Source organism: Streptomyces barringtoniae (assembly GCF_020819595.1).
GTDB classification, from domain to species: Bacteria; Actinomycetota; Actinomycetes; order Streptomycetales; family Streptomycetaceae; genus Streptomyces; species Streptomyces barringtoniae.
Genome location: NZ_JAJHNP010000016.1, coordinates 108558 through 126730 on the forward strand (window position 1 = coordinate 108558; position 18173 = coordinate 126730).

Below are 18173 nucleotides of genomic sequence, written 5' to 3' on the forward strand. Positions count from 1 at the left end.
GCCGAGTGGGAGGGCCTCGTGGCCGGACGGAACGCCAGGAGCGGCAAGGAGCAGCAGGACAAGCCGCGCGACCCGCAGGCGGTGCTCGCGCTGCTGTGGGGCGAGCAGGAACAGCCCACCCGCGGGCCCAAGCCGACGCTGTCCCCGCAGCGCATCGCCGCCGCCGCCGTCGAACTGGCCGACGCCCAGGGGCTGGACGCGGTCTCGATGAGCAAGGTCGCCGCCGAGTTCGGCGTCTCGGCCATGGCGCTGTACCGCTATGTGCCCGGCAAGGCGGAACTGGTCGAGCTGATGATCGAGTCGGTGCTCGCCGAGGTCCCCGACCTCTCCGCCGCGGAGGGCGACTGGCGAGCCGCGACACGGCTGTGGGCCCGCCGTTGCCTGGATCTGTACCGGGCCCATCCCTGGGCGCTCGCCGCCACCGCGATGCGCCGCCAGGCCATGGGTCCGCACCAGCTCCGCTGGCTGGACGCGGCGCACGCCGCCCTGGAGCCCACCGGCCTGCCGGCGGCCCAGCGGCACCAGGTCTTCGTCCTGGTCGTCGGCCTGGTGCGCAGCCTCGCCCAGCAGACGGCCGACTTCGACGCGGACCAGGACCGGGAGTGGAACCGGCTCACCGCCGAGGTGCTCCGGCGCCACGCGGACCGGTTCCCGGCCCTGACCCGGGCCATCGCCGAAGGCGCCTTCGAACCGGACGGCACCGACCCGCTCGACTTCGGGCTCGACCGGATCCTCGACGGTGTCGAAGCACTCGTCGCCGGGCGTCCGTAGCTGAGCGGGAATGACCACTGGGGGGCGATTTGCCCCCGTGAACGGACCGTTCCGCGTCGATTACAGTGCTGAACGTCGTACGGACGGACGGTGCCGTGGGGAGGTCTGGATGAGTGCGACATCCGGCGCCGTCTGGGGCCGAGCCGAGCAGCAGGACTACCGCAGCAGGGTGCGCGGCACCCTGCTGGGGGTCGCCGTGGGCGACGCGCTCGGCGGACCCGCCGACCCGCTGTCCCTGGAGGAGATCAGGGCCGCGTACGGCCCCGAGGGGCTGCTCGACCTGGCCTTCGGGCACGGGCGGCGCGGCACGGTCACCCATCACACCCAGCTCACCCTGTTCAGCACGGACGGGCTGATAAGGGCCCAGGTGCGCCGTGACACCGGCGCCTGGCATCCGCCGACCGATCTGCACCGGGCCTACCGGCGCTGGGCGGCCACCCAGCGGGACTGGGGACCCGACGAGCGCCGCAAGGACGACGGCTGGCTCGCCCGTGAGGAGTGGCTGTACGCCCGCCGGGAGCCGACCCGGGCCCTGCTCATCGGGTTCGGCGACGACACCATGGGCACGCTGGAGTCACCGAAGAACCCCGGCGAGCTGGGGCCGGAGGCGGTGGCCCGGTCCGCGCCCTTCGGCCTGCTGGTCGGCTGGGAGCCGCAGCTCGTCGCCCAGCTGGCGGTGGAGTGCGCCGCCCAGAGCCACGGGCACCCCCTCGCCTACCTGTCGGCGGGCGCGTACGCCGTGATCGTGCATGCGCTGGCCCGGGGCGAGAGCCTGGACGGCGCCGTGCAGCGCACCCTCGCCCTGCTCGCCGCCCGGCCCGGCCACCAGCCCGTCTCGGACGCCCTGCAGCATGCCCTCGGGGCGGTACGGCAGGGGATCCCGAGCCCGACCCGGGTGGAGGAACTGGCCGGCGACGGTACGGCGGACGGGCTGCTGGCGGCGTCGGTGTACTGCGCGCTGGTGGGGGAGGACGTCCGGCACGGACTGTGCCTCGCGGTGAACCAGAGCGGGCCCTCGGCCGCGGCGGGCGCGCTCACCGGCGGCCTCCTGGGCGCCCTCCACGGCGAAACGGCCCTCCCCCCGGCCTGGGTGGCCGAGCTGGAGGGCCGCCCGACGGTTCTGGAACTCGCCGACGACTTCGCGATGGAGATGACCCAGGGCCCGGCGCTTCACGGTCCGGCGGGGTCGTCGCCGGGGTGGCTGGTGCGGTACCCGAGGGCCTGAGCCGCAGCGCCCCGAAGCGGCTCTACGGCGCTCCCACCACGTCGTCCCCGGCACCCGCGGGAACCGGTACCGCCGCGACCGCGTCCCCGTCGGTGTTGACCTTCTCGATGACGGCCAGGCGCTCGGGGGTGTCCTCCGGCTTGAGGTAGCCGATGGCGATGTACAGGACCAGGGACACCGCCAGCGGGATCGAGACCTGGTACTGCAGCGGGACCCCGCCGGAGACGTTCCAGTTGATGGGGTAGTTCACCAGCCAGAACGCCAGCAGGCCCGCCGCCCAGCTGGTGAGGGCCGCCGTCGGTCCGGAGCGGCGGAACGGGCGGAGCAGGCCCAGCATCATCGGGATCGCGATCGGGCCCATCAGACCGGCGACCCACTTGATGACGACCGTGATGATGTCCTTGAACGTGGGGGAGTTGACCTGCGTCGCCACCGCCATGGACAGACCGAGGAAGGCGAGGGTCGTCACCCGGGCCGCGATCAGGCCGGAGCGCTCGCCCCAGGCCCGGGCCCGGGAGGACAGCACCGGAGCCACGTCACGCGTGAACACCGCCGAGATCGCGTTGGCGTCGGAGGAGCACATGGCCATCGTGTGGGAGAAGAAGCCGACGATGACCAGGCCCAACAGCCCGTGCGGCAGCAGCTGTTCGGTCATCAGGCCGTAGGAGTCGGAGCCGTCCGGCTTCTGGGCGTGGACCAGGAGGGGGGACATCCACATGGGGAAGAAGAGGACGACCGGCCAGACCAGCCACAGGACCGCCGACAGGCGGGCGCCGCGCTCGGCCGCGTGGGCGCTGCCCGTCGCCATGTACCGCTGCGCCTGGTTGAGCATGCCGCCGTTGTACTCGAAGAGCTTGATGAACAGGAACGCCAGCAGGAACACCGTGCCGTAGGGGCCGACCAGCGGCTTGCCGTGGCCGTGCAGCGCTGGCTGGTTCCAGGCGTCGAAGAAGCCGATGTGCTTGTCGTTCAGCTTCAGTACGACGGCGATGAACATCGAGACCCCGGCGAGCAACTGGATGACGAACTGGCCGAGTTCGGTCAGCGCGTCCGCCCACAGGCCGCCGATCGTGCAGTACACGGCCGTGATCGCGCCGGTGATGAGGATGCCCTGGTTCAGGGTGACCCCGGTGAACACCGACAAGAGGGTGGCGATCGCCGCCCACTTGGCGCCCACGTCCACGATCTTCAGCAGCATGCCGGACCAGGCGAGCGCCTGCTGGGTGGACAGGTTGTAACGGTTCTTCAGGTACTCCAGCGGTGAGGCCACATGGAGCCGGGAGCGCAGTCGGTTGATACGGGGCGCGAACAGCTTCGAACCGATGGCGATGCCGAGCGCGATGGGGAAGGACCAGGTGACGAAGGAGGTGACGCCGTAGGTGTAGGCGATGCCCGCGTACCCGGTGAACATGACCGCGCTGTAGCCCGACATGTGGTGCGAGATGCCGGAGAGCCACCAGGGCATCTTGCCGCCGGCCGTGAAGAAGTCGGAGACGTTGTCCACGCGCTTGTGCGACCAGACGCCGATCGCGACCATCACACCGAAGTAGCCGATGAGCACGGCCCAGTCGAGACTGTTCATGTGCCCGATCGTGGGTGCCGCCACGTGAACACGACAAGCGACCGTCGAGTCAAGAGAGGGTAAAGATGTTCGCCGTGGTGACCTTCGTTCATCTATCTGAACGCCCTCCGGCTGTGTCCGATCCCGGGGGCCGCACCCGTACCGCATCGGGTCACCGCATCAACTCACCCGCGTTGACCAGCAACGACTGCCCGGTGATGGCGCGTGCCCGGTCGGAGGCGAGGAAGACCACCGCATCGGCCACGTCCCCGTCGGTCGCCAGCTCGGGCAGGGCCATCCGCTCCGTCAGCCGCCCCAGCACCTCCGCCTCCGGCACGCCCTCCGTCTGCGCGGTGAACCGGACGTACGCCTGCACCGGCGGCCCCCACATCCAGCCCGGCAGGACGGTGTTGACCCGGATCCGCCGCGGCCCCAGCTCCCGCGCCAGCGAGTACATCGCGCTCGTCAGCGCTCCCTTCGACGCGGCGTACGCGGCCTGCTTCACCTGCGAGGGCGCGGCCACCGCCGACTGCGTCCCGATGAAGACGACGGACCCGCCCCCGCCCTCCCGCAGCGCGGGGAGGCAGGCCCGGGTCATCCGCAGCGTGCCGAGCAGGTTCACCTCCATGACCGACTGCCACGTCGTGAAGTCCGCGTCCTCGACGCCGCCGAAGTAGGAGTCCCAGGCCGCCACGTGCACCACCGCGCCGATCCCGCCGAACCGCTCCCGCGCCAGCGCGGCCAGCGCCGCGCACTGCCCCTCGTCGGTGATGTCCGTCGCCCGGTACGCCGTGCGCGCGCCGGACGGATCGATCTCGGCCGCGCTCTTGGCGAGGTTCGCCTCGGTGCGCGCCCCGAGCACCGCGTTCCCGCCGTCCCGTACGACGGCCGCGGCGACCTGATGGCCGAGTCCGGCGCCGACTCCCGAGACGACGACGGTCTTTCCGGCGAGCAGGGACATCCGTACCTCCCGGGCTATGGCGCTTCATCTGACGGTCCGTCAGAGTATGGGCGACCGGAGGAGGACGGAAGGGGAGGGGAACCGCGTGAGCGAGGAGACCCGCAGCGAGGTGTACGCGGAACTGGCCGCCGTGGGCCCGTACGGCGTCCGGCCGGGCCACGCCCTGATCACCATGGTCGAGCCGCACCCCGGGCACGAGTACGCCTACAACCGCTGGTACGAGGACGACCACTACTACGCCGGCGCGATGGCCATGCCCTGGATGTACGCGGGCCGCCGCTGGGTGGCGACGAGGGACCTGCAGCTTCTGCGCCGCCCCGAGAAGTCGGCGATCGCCCGGCCCGTCACCGCCGGCTGCTACCTCTCCACGTACTGGATCACCGCCGGCCGCTACGACGACCACATGAAGTGGACCGTCGCCGTCAACAGGCGCCTCAACCGCGACGCCCGCGTCTACCACGACCGCACCCACGTCTTCACGTCCTTCCAGGACCACGAGACGACGGTCTACCGCGACGGCGCGGCCGGCCCGCGGGACTTCCACGCCCTGGACCACCCCTACACCGGCCTGGTCCTGGAGGTGATCGACACCGAGTCGGCGGAGCAGCGGGCCGAGCTGCTCGGGTGGCTGGCCGCCCGCCACCTCCCGCGCCGCCTCGCGGGCTCCCCCTGCGCCCTGGTGACGGTCTTCCGCCCCACCCCCCTGCCCGGCGACCGCATGACCTACGTCAAGCAGGTCGAGGGGGTCGACACCCGCCTGACGCTGCTGTGGTTCCTGGAGGCCGACCCGAGGGAGTGCTGGCAGGACCACTTCACGGGGCTGGAGGAGCAGGTGACCGACTCGGGCCTGGGCAGGGTGGAACTGCTGGCCCCGTTCGTCCCGACGGTGCCGGGGACGGACCGGTACGTCGACCTGCTCCGCTGAACCACACGGAGCCGGTCACGGCGGTCACGGGGTCACGGGGTCTTGAGCTCGTCCGGACACGGGGTACCCCGGGGCAGCTGGTACGGCGCCGCCAGCCGGTAGGTTCCCGCCTTCGGCGCGAGCAGCATGGTCCACTTGTCCCCGTTCGCGTCCTGCGGCGTCTCCGCCAGGCACCCGTTGACGTTCCGGTACTTCTTCGGCGGGCCGGAGGAGACCACCTGCGGCGGCTTCAGGCTCTTGCCGTGCTCGTCGACGATGCTCAGCCACGGCGAATAGGGGATCCTGATCAGGATCCGCCCGGCCTTGCGCACCTGGAGCGTCATCTCGCCCTGGTCGGCGCGGTCCACCACCGCGTCGGGCTCGGCGAGCTGCGTCGGATCGGTCACCTGGAACAGCTGCCAGTTGGCGTCGCCCCACACCTGCGTCAGGTACGGCATGCCGCGCCGCAGCAGTTCCCGCTCGCGCTCGCCGCCGTCGCCGTCCGGGTTGTCCTTCGGCAGGACGACGAAGTGGACGGCCCAGCGCTGCAGCCACTCGTGGTAGTTCGCCGAGTTGAGGGTGTCGTCGTAGAAGAGCGGGTTGCGCTCCATGTCGGCCTGCCGGTTCCAGCCGCGTGCCAGGTTGACGTACGGCGCGAGCGCCGACGCCTCCCGGTGCGAGCGGGCCGGGACCACCTCGACGCGGCCCTTCTCGGCACCGGCCTTCTGCAGCTGGTGCACCAGCGGGGCGAGCTCGCGGGCCCAGGACGCGGCCGGGGTCGTGTGGATGATGTCGTCCACCGACTTGAAGCCGATCCAGCCGGCGAAGCCGACGAGCGCCAGCACGGCCGTGTACCACTTGCGGGACTTCGGCACCGTGAACGGCAGCGCGGCCACCAGCGTCGCACCCGCGAACACCATCGGCAGCCGGGAGATGTTCGACCCGATCTGCGAGCTGATCAGCCACACCAGGACCACGCCGACGCTGTAGACGGCCGCCGTCAGCCGGACCGTCACCCACTGACGGGGCACGAGGAACAGGCACAGCAGGCCGTACGCCAGGGGCAGGATCACCGAGCCGATCGTCATCGGCTGGGTGCCCGAGAACGGGAAGAGGAAGTACGAGGCGGCGACCACCACCGTCGGGGCGAGGCCCAGCGCCCAGGCGCCCGGCCGCCGCTTCTGCAGGAACAGCGCGACCGCGACCAGCCCGACGAACAGCCCCGAGACGGGCGAGGCCATGGTGGACAGGCCGGCCAGCGGGGCGGCCACCGCCGCCTTCGCCCAGCGTTTGTGCCGCCACCGGTACGGCCAGCAGAAGACGGCCGCGACGGCGCCGAGCGCGAACATCGTGCCGAGACCGAAGGTCACCCGGCCCGAGATCGCGTTGCACAGCAGCGCGACGACCCCGGCGAGCGACGCCCACAGCGGGTTCTTCACCGCCCGGCTGCGGATCAGGACCAGCGTCAGCAGGCCCGCCGACACCGTCCCGGCGATCATCATCGTCGTACGGACGCCGAGGACGGCCATCAGATACGGCGACACCACGCTGTACGACACCGGGTGCATGCCGCCGTACCAGGCGAGGTTGTACGCCGAGTCCGGGTGCCGGCCGACGAACTCCGCCCAGGCGTCCTGCGCGGCGAGATCGCCACCACTGTTCGCGAACGTGAAGAACCAGACGATGTGCAGGACGCCCGCGAGGGCCGTCACGGACAGCACGGGGTGCTTGAGCAGCCGCTGCCGCAGGGGTTCGGCGGCGACGAGAAGACGCGCGAGTCTGCTGGAGGGCGCGTCGAGGCGGTCACTGTCGGTACGGCCGTCCGGGTGGTCGGTGTGATCCCCGTGACCGTCCGCGTCAGGCTCGGACAGGCGTATTCGCGGGCCGGATCCCGGCCCCGGATCGGCGTCGTCGGCGCGTGTCGGCTCGGCTGTGGCCACCTGAAGGCACTCCCCGTGTCCCGTCTTCTGTTCTCGGCCGTGTTCCACGGCGTTCCCGGCTGCTTCCCGTCCAGTTCGCGGTCATGTCCCGTGACCGGCGACCTGCCCCGATTCGTGACGCTAGCACGCACCCCGCCGCGGGTCTTCGTCGGCGGGGTGCGTGCTGGTGACGACCGGGGTGCGGACTCAGCCCAGACGGGTCAGCTTGGCGCCGAAGCCGGGCTCCGCCAGATCCTTCTGCAGGGCCACCGGCACCTTGACGGCTCCGGCCGAACCGTCACCCACGGTGAGCGAGCCGACCTCGGTGCCCGCCTTCGCGGTGTGCGGCACCTTGCCGGAGGTGAAGGACAGCTTCACCTCCAGCCCCGGCCAGCCGGCCGCCGTGACGTCCTTCGTCGCCACGATGGGCGTACGGCCGCCGAGACCGTCGTCGACGTACCCGACCACGTCGCCCTTCTTCAGGATCGTCACCGACTTCAGCGCGCCCTGCGCGGCCCGGATCAGCTTGTCGCCCGCGTCCAGGACCCCGCTGATGATGGTGTTGTCGAAGCCGCCGGCGCGCTGGCGCAGCACGGCCCCGATGATGGTGCGCGTCTCGCCGCCGACCTGCTGCTTCGCCGCGAAGACGAGGTTGCCGAGGGCGGCGGTCGAGGTGCCGGTCTTGATGCCGACGACGTTGTTGTGGCCGACCAGGCGGTTGTAGTTGGAGTGGTTGACGCCCTTGTAGTCGTTGTACGACATCATCGCCGCGACCTCGCGGAAGACGGGCTGCTGCATCGCCGCCCGGGCCAGCTTCACCTGGTCCACCGCCGTGCTAACCGTGGAGGCGGTCAGACCCGAGGGGTCGGTGTACGTGGTGTTGGTCATGCCGAGGCCCTTGGCGGCGGCGTTCATCTTCTCGGTGAACGCCTGCTCCGAGTGGGAGTCCCAGCGGGCGAGCAGCCGGGCCACGTTGTTGGCGGAGGGCAGGAGGATGGCCTCCAGGGCCTCGCGCTCGGAGATCGAGTCGCCGGCGGTGACACGGACGGTGGACTCCTGGCCCGCGTCAGACTGTTGCTCGGCCGGCTTGTCGATCCTGATCTTCGGGCCGTCCTGGCCGCTCTTGAGCGGGTGGTCGCGCAGGATGAGGTACGCGGTCATCACCTTGGCGACGCTCGCGATCGGTACGGGCTTCTGGTCGCCGGAGTCACCGAACGTGCCGATGCCCTGGACGTCGAGCGCGGCCTGACCGCCGGCCGGCCACGGGATGTCGGCCTTGCCTCCGTCGAAGGTGTAGGTGTCCTTCGCGGTGAGGTCGAGGGTGGGGTCGGGGAGCGGGCGGAGGGTCTGCACGACCGCGAAGACGATCGCCAGGAGCAGGACCAGGGGGGTCCAGATCTTGAGCCGGCGCACGATCGTGCGGACCGCGGTCTCCGGGGGCGGCGGCGTGTTCGTCAGCTCCGCCAGGAGGTCCAGCGGGGGCTTCGGGGGGAGGGGCTGCTGGGTGGTGCGCTCGGGGCCGACCTGGGGGACGGGGGTGGTGGCGTCCGGCTTGGCGGCCGGCTTGGCCTCCGGCTTGGCGGCCGTCGCCATGTCGTTCTTGAGCGCGACGAACTTGCTGGTGCGCTCGGAGTCGGACTCCGGGGCCTTGGGCGTGTCCGTCCTGCCGCCGAGCTTGAGCATGGTCGTCGGCTGGTCGACCTGCGGGGCGGGCTTGGGCTTTATCGCCTTGAAGACGGTGGTGGGCTGGTCGACGGGGGCGTTGTCCTGCGCGGCGTCGTCCCCGTCCGCCTCGGCTTCGCCTTCGGCGTCCGTGTTCCCACCCGCACCACCGGTGCGGCTCTCGTCGTCGGCTGCGGGTGGCCCCTGCGGGGCGTCCTCGCCGTCGGCGTCCTCGGGCCCGTCCTCGGCTTCGCCGGCCTTTGCCTTTGCCTTCGCGTCGACCTCGGCCTCGGCGCCCCGGTCGGTGTCCGTCTCCGCGTCAGCGTCGGCGCCACTGTCCGTGTCGGCGTCGGCGTCCGGGCCTGCCTCGGCGTCGGCTTCGGCGCCCCGGTCGGTGTCGGCGTCCGCGTCGGTCTCGGCCTCAGCTTCGGCGCCCCGGCCCGTGTCGGTGTCCGCGTCGGCCTCGGAACCCGCCTCGGCCTTCGCTTTCACGCCCGCCTTCTCGGCGTCCGCGTCCGCGTCTGCCTCGGCGTCAGCTTCGGCGCCCCGGTCGGTGTCGGTCTCGGCGTGAGCCCCGGCGCCGCCGTTCGAGCCGGCCTCCGCGTCGGTCTCGGCCTGGGCTTCGGCGCCCCGGTCCGTGTCGGCCTCGGAACCCGCCTTCGCCTGCGTGCCCGCCTTCTCGTCGTCCGCGTCCGCCTTCTGGTCGGCGTCGGCGTCGGCGTCGGCGGTCGTCGGTTCCTCTGCGTCCGCCTCCGCGTTCCCGGCCGCCTTCGCCTGGGTGTCGGTCTTCGCGTCCGCATCGGAGTCCGCGTCAGCGTCCGCCTCCGTAGCCGCGTTCGCCTCCGCGTCGGCGCCCGTGGCCTCGGACCCGGTCTCGGCCTCCCCGGCCTCCGGCTCATCCGTGGCCGTCGGGCCGGGACTTGCGGCGCCGCGGACCCAGGCCGAGACCGCCTCGCGGAGGGCGGTGTCCTCCGAGGGGACTTCCGAGGCGCGGGCCTTCACGTCACGGACCGACAGGACCTTCGTCGCGCTGTCCGCGCCGCCGGGCGAGGAATCCTTTTCGCGCGAGACGGCGAGGCGTGGATCGCGTGCCTCGGGAACCGGACCCGCGCTCCCCGGCGTCGGTTCTGCCGACGACTCGCGCTGCTTCGACCTGTCGGGGGACTCGCCCGCCACCGATGCCTCCTCCTGCGCCGCACGCCCACGCGCGCGCCCTGTCCGAACCATGTACCAGTGTCCTGTGTGAGGGCTTGGCCCCTGCAGTAGACGAGAACGACATACCTACCGGTTCCCTCACGAACCGGTCACGCACCCTCGACAGACCAATGTGAGAGGGGTCACCCTGTCATTCATCCACGCGGGGAGGCATGGATGGGCAGGAGCCGCAGAACACTTCCGGAGGAGCTTCTGCTGCTGGCACTGGACCCGGCCACGGGTACCACTGCGCAGCCGCAGTCGCTCGACCTCGGTCTGGCCGGTGCACAGCTAGTGGAGCTGGCGCTGGCCGGACGGATAGCCCCAGACGGGGATCGTATCGCCGTGGTGGTGCCACGGCCGACTGGAGATCCGACTTTGGACTGCGCGTTGGAGTTGCTGCGAAGGCGTGGCGCTCCCGTGCGTGCCGTCCACTGGATCGGCGGACCCCGGCTGGGGCTCCGTCAGACGTACCTCTCGCATCTGGAGCGGTGCGGCATGGTGCATGCCGTGGCCGGTCAGATGTGCGGGGTGCTGCCGACGACCCGCTATCAGGCGACGGACAACGAGATCAGCCGGGAGATCCGAGCCCGGCTGGATTCCGCGATCCGCACCGGCGTACCGCCGGACCCGCGGACCGCGGCGCTCGCCGCCCTGGCGCACGCCGTCGGACTCGGCAAGCACCTGTATCCGGGGAACGAGGGACGCTCGTCCCGGTCCCGGCTGCGGGATCTGATCCGGCACGACCCCATGGGCGGTCTTGTCGCGCATGCCGTGATGGACGTGCAGAACGGTGCTGTCGCACAGCCGCGCCGGGGCGCCGCCGCCACCGGTCGGCAGGGCGCGGCGGTCGGCGCGAGGTCCGCGGCGGAACCCGCACGCGGGGTTCCGATGCAGCCGCACCGCGGGTCCATGGCACGCGCCGTGGCCCACTGAGCCGTAACCCCGGTTCTGCACCGTGACCACGGTTCTGAGCCGCAACTCCGGTTCCGAGCCGTAACCCCGGTTCTGAGCCGTAACCCCGGTTCGCCCAGACCCGGTTCGGGAGCCGCTGGGTCAGAGCGGGGCGGTGGGATCCTTCCCCGGGATCCCGCCGCCCCGCTCGACTGCGTCCCGGTACACCATCGGGTGGCGAGCCGTGGCGAACTGACGCGTACGCGCCGCATATCCACCGTTTCCCAGCGGTAGAAAGCACCTTGGTGGCAGTCTGCTCAGCAGCAGATACGGAAAGTGTTAGGAAACAGGCAGGCAGCCGGAGGTGCACGTCCCGTGGCGTCCAATGTCAATCCCACTGTCAGGCGGCGCCGGCTGGGCCAGGAGCTCCGCAGGCTCCGCGAGCTCAAGGGCATGACGGCCGAGGAAGTGGCGGAACGACTGCTGGTGTCGCAGTCGAAGATCAGTCGGCTGGAGAACGGCCGCAGAAGCATCAGCCAGCGCGATGTGCGCGACCTGTGCGGGGTGTACGAGGTCGAGGACCAGCGGATCGTCGACTCGCTGATGGAAATGGCCCGGGACTCCCGGCAGCAGGGCTGGTGGCACACCTTCGGGGACATCCCGTACAGCGTGTACATCGGTCTGGAGACCGACGCCGAGTCGCTGAGGGTGTACGAACCCCAGCTGGTCACCGGTCTGTTGCAGACCCGCGCCTACGCGGAGGCCCTGGTGCAGGGCGCGCTGCCGGAGACGTCGACCGCCGAGATCGAGAAGCGTGTGCAGGTGCGCATGCGCCGACAGGAACGTATCACCGCCGAGAACAACCCGCTCCGGCTGTGGGTGGTGCTCGACGAGGCGGCGCTGAAGCGTGTCGTGGGCAGCAGACTGGTGATGCGCGAGCAGCTGGACCATCTGATCGAGATGTCCCAGCTGCCGCACGTCACCGTGCAGGTGCTGCCGTTCGAGGTCGGCGCGCATCCCGGGCTCAACGGCCAGTACGCGATCCTGGAGTTCGCCGACGCCGCCGACTCCAGCGTGGTGTACCTGGAGGGCGTCACCAGCGACCTGTACCTGGAGAAGGCCCAGGACGTGCAGAAGTACGCCGTGATGTACGAGCACCTGCGGGCACAGTCCCTCAATGTGGAGCAATCCCGGCAGTTCATTGCGAAGGTGGCCAAACAGTACGCCGAATGAGCGGCTGTCACGAAGGGCGCCGGATCTTACACCGAAGGTCCACTCCAATGGAAGGCTCCCCCGGAATATGCCATCCGGTTGAGTGAACGACTACTCCGGCAGGGGCGGTTGCCCGGTAGCGTCGATCACGCCAATCAGACGACAAGGTTGGCGTGAACCGCACTATCGCAACTCGCAACAGGAGTGGACATGGCACTGATTCAGGGCGCTTCGGAGACGTGGATGAAGTCCTCCTATTCCGCGGGCAACGGCGCCTGCGTCGAGGTCAAGTCGCCCGCCGACGCCGAACTCGCCGTCCGTGACTCCAAGGTCCCCGAGGGCCCGATCCTGGCCTTCCCGGCCGACGCCTGGAACGCCTTCGTGACCTCGGTCAAGGCCTAGGGGGCCCTCCCTGACCTTCGTCAGTGAAGCCCCGACGAAAACAACTTCACAAGCACCACCAGAAGAGCCCTCTCGACCAGTCGCCGTCCTTGCCGAGAGGGCACCTTCTGTTCGGGGGCGGTGTCACGCCGTCCCCGCGGACCGCACCACCGGGAACGCCACGTCGCACACCGGGTCCTCGGGGCCCGCCGCGTCCCAGTCCGCGAAGTACACCTCGCGGCAGGGCCCGGCCATCTCGAGCCCCTCGCCCGCCATCCACTGCTCCACCGCCTCGAAGGCGGCCAGGATCTGCGGATGCGCCACCTGCGCCTTGGTGATCCGCGTGTACGCCAGCCGGGCCGCCGGCTCCACCCGTACCGCCGTCTCCCAGGCCCGCCCCCGCCCGGCGGCCCACGCCCGGGCCGCCGCCTCGTCGGCCACCGGCACACAGGACTCCGCCGGGCCGTCGCTCTCCATCGACACCTCGGCGTGGTAGACCACGAACGGCGCGCCCGTCATGCCCCCGCACTCCCGCGCCGCCGCCTCCAGCCGGCCCAGCGACGCGCCGATCCACGTCGGCAGCTCGTCCGCCAGCGTGTGCCGCGACTCGGTGATCACCACCTGCGCCGGCACGTCCACGGTCTCGATCACGAACTTCTCGTACATCTCGGTGCTCCTCCCGGACAGCCGTCCACGGAGGTACTCGGCGAGCGTCCGCTGCCCGGCCACCCGGCTCTCCACGTCCGCCCAGTAGGCGGCCAGCCGGCCGGCGGCCTCGGGCCCCCCGGCGCCGAGCACCTCGGCAATCCGGGCCAGCGGCATGTCCAGCTGCCGCAGCAGGGCCACAAGACGGGCGCGTTCGGCCTGGTCGGCGCGGTAGTAGCGGTAGCCGGTCGCCTCGTCGACACGGGCCGGCGCCAGCAGGCCCAGCCGGTCGTACAGGCGCAGCGCCTTGGCCGACAGCCGGGCCCGCGCGGCGAACGCGCCGATGGTGAGCAGGTCGTCGTCCACCGTGTCATCCTCCGTCACCGGGCGGATCCGCCGCCCGGTGACAGGGACACTCGGCTCTGCCCCAGGGGCAAGGTCAAGCGGTGCTCAGCCGAGCTGGGCCTCGATGGCCGTCACGATCGCGTCCGACTCCGGCTCGGTCTGCGGCGAGAACCGGGCGACGACCGTGCCGTCCCGCCCGATCAGGAACTTCTCGAAGTTCCAGCGGATGTCGCCGCTGTGCCCCTCGGCGTCGGCGAAGCCCACCAGACGCTCGTACAGCGGGTGCCGGCCCTCGCCGTTCACCTCGACCTTCTCGGTGAGCGGGAAGGACACGCCGTACGTCGCCGAGCAGAACTCCGCGATCTCCTCGGCGGTGCCGGGCTCCTGGCCGAGGAACTGGTTGCAGGGCACGCCGAGCACGGTGAACCCGCGGTCGGCGTACCGCTCCTGGAGCTTCTCCAGGCCCGTGTACTGGGGGGTGAGGCCGCACTTGGAGGCCACGTTGACGACGAGGACGGCCTTGCCCTCGTACTGGGGGAGGTCGGCGGGGCCGCCCTGCAGGGCGTCGATTTCGACATTCAGCACGTTGGTCATGCCTGGATGCTATGCGCTCAGCGGGGTGCGGGGGACGGGCCGGCCGGCGGCCGCGGGTTCGTCGTGGCCGGTCGCGCCCACGCGGCGGCAGCCGCACGTCAGACACAGTCCCGCGCCCCTTCCCGGCGCTGCCCCACCGCCTGCACCAGGACGTTCCCGGCCTCTGTGCGTGCGTACAGCACCGACCGTCCCGCCCGGCGTCGTGCGATGAGCCCCGCCTCCCGCAGCACCTTCAGATGGCGGCCCACCGAGCCCAGCGCCTGCCCGCTCACCGCCGTCAGCTGGGTGGTGCTCATGGGGGAGGCGAGGAGGACCAGCACCTCGGCCCTGGAGGGCCCGAGGAGCGCGCCCAAGGCGGACGGGACGGTTCGGATGCCCGCGTCGGCGAGGGCGCCGGCGCACGGGTAGACCGCCGCGTAGCGCACCCCGTCGTCCCAGGCGACCCAGCCCGCCCGCTGCACGGTCACCGGCACGAAGAGCAGCTCGGCCCCGGAGATCTCCCGGGGCGGGTACTCGTGGAGGTTGATCTGGAGCAGGTTCTCGCCGAGCCAGCGGGTGCGTCCGGGCCGCAGCTCGTCGAGCACGCTCACCCAGCCGCCCCGGCTCACCTGCGCGGTCCGCGCGACCACGTCCGCCTCCAGCACCCGCCGGCGCCGCTCCCAGGACGGCCGTACGGTCGTCTCCCACACCCACCGAAGGAGTACGGCCGCCCGCTCGGGCAGGTCGTCCCGGTCCAGCTCGGCGGGGAGCGGGCCGGCGAGCGCGGTGCGCAGATGGGCGCGGGCCGCCTCCGGTGCCGTCGAGCGGACCCGGGCGACCTCGTCCGCGAAGGTCTCCCCGCCGCGGGGTGCCGGGGTCAGGAAGTCGGCGATCCACTCCCGCCCGAGCCCGGCCCGCACCAGCCGTGCCGTCACCGGCTCGGCCGCCAGAAGCGCCCGGTAGACGGGCAGATGGGCGCGCAGCCACGCGTGCTCACCGGGATGCGCGGCGTCCGCCACGTGCAGCAGCTTCAGACAGGCGAAGGTCTCGGCGAGCGGCGAGACCACGAACCGGCTGCGGGCGAGGGTGTCCGCGTTGAGCTGCCACAGGCCCACCTCGGCACCCCCCTCACGGCCGTACGAGCTTTCGCGCTGCGGCGAAACAATAACGAGCCCGTCCGTGCCCCGCCGAGACTGCCCGGCATGTCCAGCTATCGATCCCTGTTCCGCACCCCGGAGTTCACCCCGCTCTTCCTCGGCTCGGCCGCGCAGACCGCCGCGCAGACGGTCGGCGGGCTGGCCCTGGGCACGCTCGTGTACCGGGCCACCGGCTCGCCGCTGCTGTCGGCGGTGAGCATGTTCGGCCCGTCGCTCGCCCAGGTGCTGGGCGCGACGTTCCTGCTGTCCGGCGCCGACCGGCTGCCCCCGCGTACGGCACTGTCCGTGATCGCGCTGGCCTTCGCGGCCGGTACGGCGGTGCAGGCGGTGCCCGGCCTGCCGGTCGGCGCGGTCTTCGGCGTCCTGCTGCTGCTGGGTCTCGTGGCCTCCCTCGGCGGCGGGGTCCGCTGGGGCCTGCTGAACGAGATCCTCGCCAAGGACGGCTACCTGCCGGGGCGTTCGCTGTTCAACATGATGAGCGGGCTGATGCAGATCGCCGGGTTCGCCACCGGCGGCGCCCTGCTCGCGCTGCTCTCCCCGCGCGTGTGCCTGCTGCTGGCGGCGGCGCTGTACCTGCTGTCCGCGCTCGCCCTGCGCCTCGGCCTGAGTGCGCGCCCGGCCCGCAGCGGGGGCCGCCCCTCCGCGGCGGCGACCTGGCGCACCAACGCCCTGCTGTGGTCGTCCCGCCCGCGCCGCCTCACCTACCTCGGCCTGTGGCTGCCCAACGGGCTGGTCGTCGGCTGCGAGTCCCTGTACGTCCCGTACGCGCCGCACGCCGCCGGCACCCTGTTCGCCTGCGGGGCGTTCGGCATGCTCGCCGGCGATGTGACGGTGGGCCGACTGGTGCCGTCCGCGGTGCGCCGCCGCCTGGCCACGCCCCTGTTGCTGCTGCTGGCGACGCCCTACCTGGTGTTCTGCGCGCACCCGCCGCTGCCGGTGGCGGCGGTGTGCGCGACGGTCGCCTCCGTGGGCTTCGGCGCGAGCCTCGTCCAGCAGGAGCGGCTGATGGAGCTGACCCCGGACGAACTCGCCGGCCAGGCCCTGGGGCTGCACTCCTCCGGCATGCTGACCATGCAGGGCGTGAGCGCCTCGCTGGCCGGCGCGGTGGCCCAACTCACCTCGCCCGCCGCGGGGATGACGATGATGGCGGCGGGCTCGGTGTGTGTGACGCTGGCGCTCGCTACGGCTGCTCGGCGCTCTCCTCGGCCGGGGCGGGAGCCTGCTGCTGCCGAGGCACGCTGAGGTCGGCGTCGATCTTCTGCACGGTCCGGTCGAAGTAGCGCAGCAGCTCGACGGGGAAGGGCATCACGAGGGTCGAGTTCTTCTCGGCGGCGACCTCGACGACCGTCTGCAGCAGCCGCAGCTGCATGGCCTCCGGCGTGTCGGACATGATCCTCGACGCGTTGGCGAGCTGCTGTGCCGCCTGGAACTCACCGTCGGCGGTGATGACCCGGGCCCGCCGCTCCCGCTCGGCCTCGGCCTGCCGGGACATGGACCGCTTCAGCGACTCGGGCAGCTGGACGTCCTTGATCTCGACGCGGTCGATGTGGACGCCCCACCCGGCGGCCGGGCTGTCGATCATCAGCGCCAGCCCCTCGTGCAGCCGCTCCCGGTCACTCAGCAGGTCGTCCAGATCGCTCTTGCCGATGATGGAGCGCAGCGAGGACTGGGCGACCTGCCCGACGGCGAAGACGTAGTCCTGGACCTCGATGGCCGCGCGCACCGGGTCGGTCACCCGGAAGTACACGACCGCGTCGACCTTCACCGACACGTTGTCCCTGGTGATGCCCTCCTGGGTGGGCACGGGCATGGTCACGACCTGCACGTTGACCTTGCGCATACGGTCGGCGAAGGGGATCAGGAACGTGATGCCGGGCTGCCGGTGACCCGGCAGGGCCTTGCCCCACCGGAACACGACCCCGCGCTCCACCTGGTTGACCACCCGCATACCGCTCTTCAGCACGAGCAGCGCCAACAGCGCCACCACGACGACCGCCACCACGGTGCCTTCCATGGCACTCCATTCCTCGCAACGGCACGGACACCGGGAAGGACACCGGCGGTGGCGGGACGGATGCGGCCGCCTGGGTCATGAATGCGTCAAGATTCCCGCTGCCGACGGCCAGGATGTGTTCCGGTGTCCGGTGGCACGGTCGCTGACCATGACCTATGAAACCTCCGCGGCTCCCACAGCCGGCGGGCCTGCCGCTCCGGCGGCCCGGCGGCTGCGCTGGAACAAGGTGCCCGAGGTCACCGTCTACTTCTGGATCATCAAGGTGCTGTGCACGACGGTCGGCGAGACCGCGGCCGACCTGCTGAACGAGAAGGCGGGCCTGGGCCTGACCGGCGTGTCGGTGCTGATGAGTGCGCTGCTCGCCGTCGTCCTGGTCGTCCAGTTCCGGACGAAGACGTACCGCGCCGGCGTGTACTGGTCGGCCGTGGCTCTGTTCGCGGTGGCCATCGCCGCGGTCGCCATCGCCCAGTTCGCGCTGGGCCTGGACGCGGTGTGGAGCTTCTGGATCGCGTACGTCCTCACCCGTCCCCTGGGCGCCTCGACCGGCGACTACCTCTCCCAGCCGACCGGCGACGGCGGCCTGGGCCTGGGCACCGTGATCACCGGCGCGCTGTTCCTGGCGGTCATCCTCGGCCTGGTCGTGTACCTGGGCGTGACCCGCAAGGACGTCACCGCACCGCCCCGTCCCGCCGCCCGGGCGACCTGACCCGCCTCCCTCACAGCCCCACACACGCCACCTACCAGCGCGCCGGCCC

The 18173-nt window shown here is 71.6% G+C and carries 16 protein-coding genes; 8 read left to right on the forward strand and 8 right to left on the reverse strand.

Annotated features, from left to right (window positions below):
• Positions 1-18: 18 nt before the first annotated feature.
• The gene (locus LMU33_RS27080) at positions 19-771 is read left to right on the forward strand and encodes a TetR/AcrR family transcriptional regulator (protein WP_228623218.1); all 753 of its coding nucleotides are present in this window, start codon (positions 19-21) and stop codon (positions 769-771) included.
• Between the two features lie 109 nt (positions 772-880).
• Positions 881-1996 carry an ADP-ribosylglycohydrolase family protein gene (locus LMU33_RS27085; RefSeq protein WP_228623219.1) on the forward strand — a complete coding sequence of 372 codons (1116 nt, stop codon included), beginning with the start codon at positions 881-883 and terminating at the stop codon, positions 1994-1996.
• A gap of 22 nt (positions 1997-2018) precedes the next feature.
• On the opposite strand, the gene LMU33_RS27090 is transcribed toward LMU33_RS27085, so the two are convergent.
• Together LMU33_RS27090 and LMU33_RS27095 are read right to left on the reverse strand one after the other, a co-directional pair.
• Positions 2019-3578, reverse strand: a complete 1560-nt coding sequence (locus LMU33_RS27090) for a sodium:solute symporter family protein (RefSeq protein WP_228623220.1) — start codon at positions 3576-3578, stop codon at positions 2019-2021.
• Positions 3579-3729: 151 nt separating this feature from the next.
• Complete coding sequence (locus LMU33_RS27095) at positions 3730-4518, reverse strand: SDR family oxidoreductase (RefSeq protein WP_228623221.1); 789 nt, start codon at positions 4516-4518, stop codon at positions 3730-3732.
• A gap of 46 nt (positions 4519-4564) precedes the next feature.
• Here LMU33_RS27095 and LMU33_RS27100 point away from each other — a divergent pair, with 46 nt between their 5' ends.
• Positions 4565-5443 (forward strand): hypothetical protein, encoded by an 879-nt coding sequence (locus tag LMU33_RS27100; protein ID WP_249814299.1) that lies wholly within the window; start codon positions 4565-4567, stop codon positions 5441-5443.
• Between the two features lie 32 nt (positions 5444-5475).
• Here the strand turns inward: LMU33_RS27100 and LMU33_RS27105 are convergent, their stop codons facing one another.
• Both LMU33_RS27105 and LMU33_RS27110 read right to left on the reverse strand, forming a co-directional pair.
• A complete protein-coding gene (locus tag LMU33_RS27105) occupies positions 5476-7362 on the reverse strand; it encodes a DUF8823 domain-containing protein (RefSeq protein WP_228623223.1) in 1887 nt (628 codons plus the stop codon).
• Between the two features lie 186 nt (positions 7363-7548).
• Positions 7549-10179: a D-alanyl-D-alanine carboxypeptidase gene (locus tag LMU33_RS27110; RefSeq protein WP_228623224.1), complete on the reverse strand. Its 2631-nt coding sequence runs from the start codon at positions 10177-10179 to the stop codon at positions 7549-7551.
• 195 nt (positions 10180-10374) lie between these two features.
• On the opposite strand from LMU33_RS27110, the gene LMU33_RS27115 reads away from it, so the two are divergent.
• The 3 genes from LMU33_RS27115 (at position 10375) to LMU33_RS27125 (ending at position 12705) form a co-directional block, all read left to right on the forward strand.
• A complete protein-coding gene (locus LMU33_RS27115) occupies positions 10375-11133 on the forward strand; it encodes a GOLPH3/VPS74 family protein (protein ID WP_228623225.1) in 759 nt (252 codons plus the stop codon).
• Positions 11134-11466: 333 nt separating this feature from the next.
• The gene (locus LMU33_RS27120; RefSeq protein WP_228623226.1) at positions 11467-12324 is read left to right on the forward strand and encodes a helix-turn-helix domain-containing protein; all 858 of its coding nucleotides are present in this window, start codon (positions 11467-11469) and stop codon (positions 12322-12324) included.
• Between the two features lie 189 nt (positions 12325-12513).
• Positions 12514-12705 carry a DUF397 domain-containing protein gene (locus LMU33_RS27125; protein WP_228623227.1) on the forward strand — a complete coding sequence of 64 codons (192 nt, stop codon included), beginning with the start codon at positions 12514-12516 and terminating at the stop codon, positions 12703-12705.
• A 123-nt stretch (positions 12706-12828) separates the two neighbouring features.
• Here LMU33_RS27125 and LMU33_RS27130 read toward each other — a convergent pair whose 3' ends face one another.
• The 3 genes from LMU33_RS27130 to LMU33_RS27140 form a co-directional block, all read right to left on the reverse strand.
• Positions 12829-13713 (reverse strand): MerR family transcriptional regulator, encoded by an 885-nt coding sequence (locus LMU33_RS27130; RefSeq protein ID WP_228623228.1) that lies wholly within the window; start codon positions 13711-13713, stop codon positions 12829-12831.
• Positions 13714-13779: 66 nt separating this feature from the next.
• On the reverse strand, positions 13780-14268 hold the full coding sequence (locus LMU33_RS27135; protein WP_228623229.1) for a glutathione peroxidase: 489 nt from the start codon (positions 14266-14268) through the stop codon (positions 13780-13782).
• Positions 14269-14366: 98 nt separating this feature from the next.
• Positions 14367-15362 carry an ArsR/SmtB family transcription factor gene (locus LMU33_RS27140; RefSeq protein ID WP_228623230.1) on the reverse strand — a complete coding sequence of 332 codons (996 nt, stop codon included), beginning with the start codon at positions 15360-15362 and terminating at the stop codon, positions 14367-14369.
• An 87-nt stretch (positions 15363-15449) separates the two neighbouring features.
• Here LMU33_RS27140 and LMU33_RS27145 point away from each other — a divergent pair, with 87 nt between their 5' ends.
• Entirely contained in the window at positions 15450-16646 is a 1197-nt protein-coding gene (locus LMU33_RS27145; protein WP_228623231.1) for an MFS transporter, read from the forward strand.
• Here the strand turns inward: LMU33_RS27145 and LMU33_RS27150 are convergent.
• Positions 16585-17418, reverse strand: a complete 834-nt coding sequence (locus LMU33_RS27150; protein WP_228623232.1) for a slipin family protein — start codon at positions 17416-17418, stop codon at positions 16585-16587. The two genes, LMU33_RS27145 and LMU33_RS27150, sit on opposite strands and share 62 nt — an antisense overlap.
• A gap of 148 nt (positions 17419-17566) precedes the next feature.
• On the opposite strand from LMU33_RS27150, the gene LMU33_RS27155 reads away from it, so the two are divergent.
• On the forward strand, positions 17567-18124 hold the full coding sequence (locus LMU33_RS27155) for a COG4705 family protein (RefSeq protein ID WP_228623233.1): 558 nt from the start codon (positions 17567-17569) through the stop codon (positions 18122-18124).
• The last annotated feature ends 49 nt before the right edge of the window (positions 18125-18173 follow it).

Excerpts from the sequence above, each read along its gene's own strand:
- LMU33_RS27100 (WP_249814299.1), top strand. The coding sequence starts at position 4,565 with ATGGGCGACCGGAGGAGGACGGAAGGGGAGGGGAACCGCGTGAGCGAG.
- LMU33_RS27145 (WP_228623231.1), top strand. The coding sequence starts at position 15,450 with ATGTCCAGCTATCGATCCCTGTTCCGCACCCCGGAGTTCACCCCGCTC.
- LMU33_RS27150 (WP_228623232.1), bottom strand. The coding sequence starts at position 17,418 with ATGGAAGGCACCGTGGTGGCGGTCGTCGTGGTGGCGCTGTTGGCGCTG.
- LMU33_RS27155 (WP_228623233.1), top strand. The coding sequence starts at position 17,567 with ATGACCTATGAAACCTCCGCGGCTCCCACAGCCGGCGGGCCTGCCGCT.
- LMU33_RS27085 (WP_228623219.1), top strand. The coding sequence starts at position 881 with ATGAGTGCGACATCCGGCGCCGTCTGGGGCCGAGCCGAGCAGCAGGAC.
- LMU33_RS27090 (WP_228623220.1), bottom strand. The coding sequence starts at position 3,578 with ATGAACAGTCTCGACTGGGCCGTGCTCATCGGCTACTTCGGTGTGATG.
- LMU33_RS27095 (WP_228623221.1), bottom strand. The coding sequence starts at position 4,518 with ATGTCCCTGCTCGCCGGAAAGACCGTCGTCGTCTCGGGAGTCGGCGCC.
- LMU33_RS27115 (WP_228623225.1), top strand. The coding sequence starts at position 10,375 with ATGGGCAGGAGCCGCAGAACACTTCCGGAGGAGCTTCTGCTGCTGGCA.
- LMU33_RS27135 (WP_228623229.1), bottom strand. The coding sequence starts at position 14,268 with ATGACCAACGTGCTGAATGTCGAAATCGACGCCCTGCAGGGCGGCCCC.
- LMU33_RS27125 (WP_228623227.1), top strand. The coding sequence starts at position 12,514 with ATGGCACTGATTCAGGGCGCTTCGGAGACGTGGATGAAGTCCTCCTAT.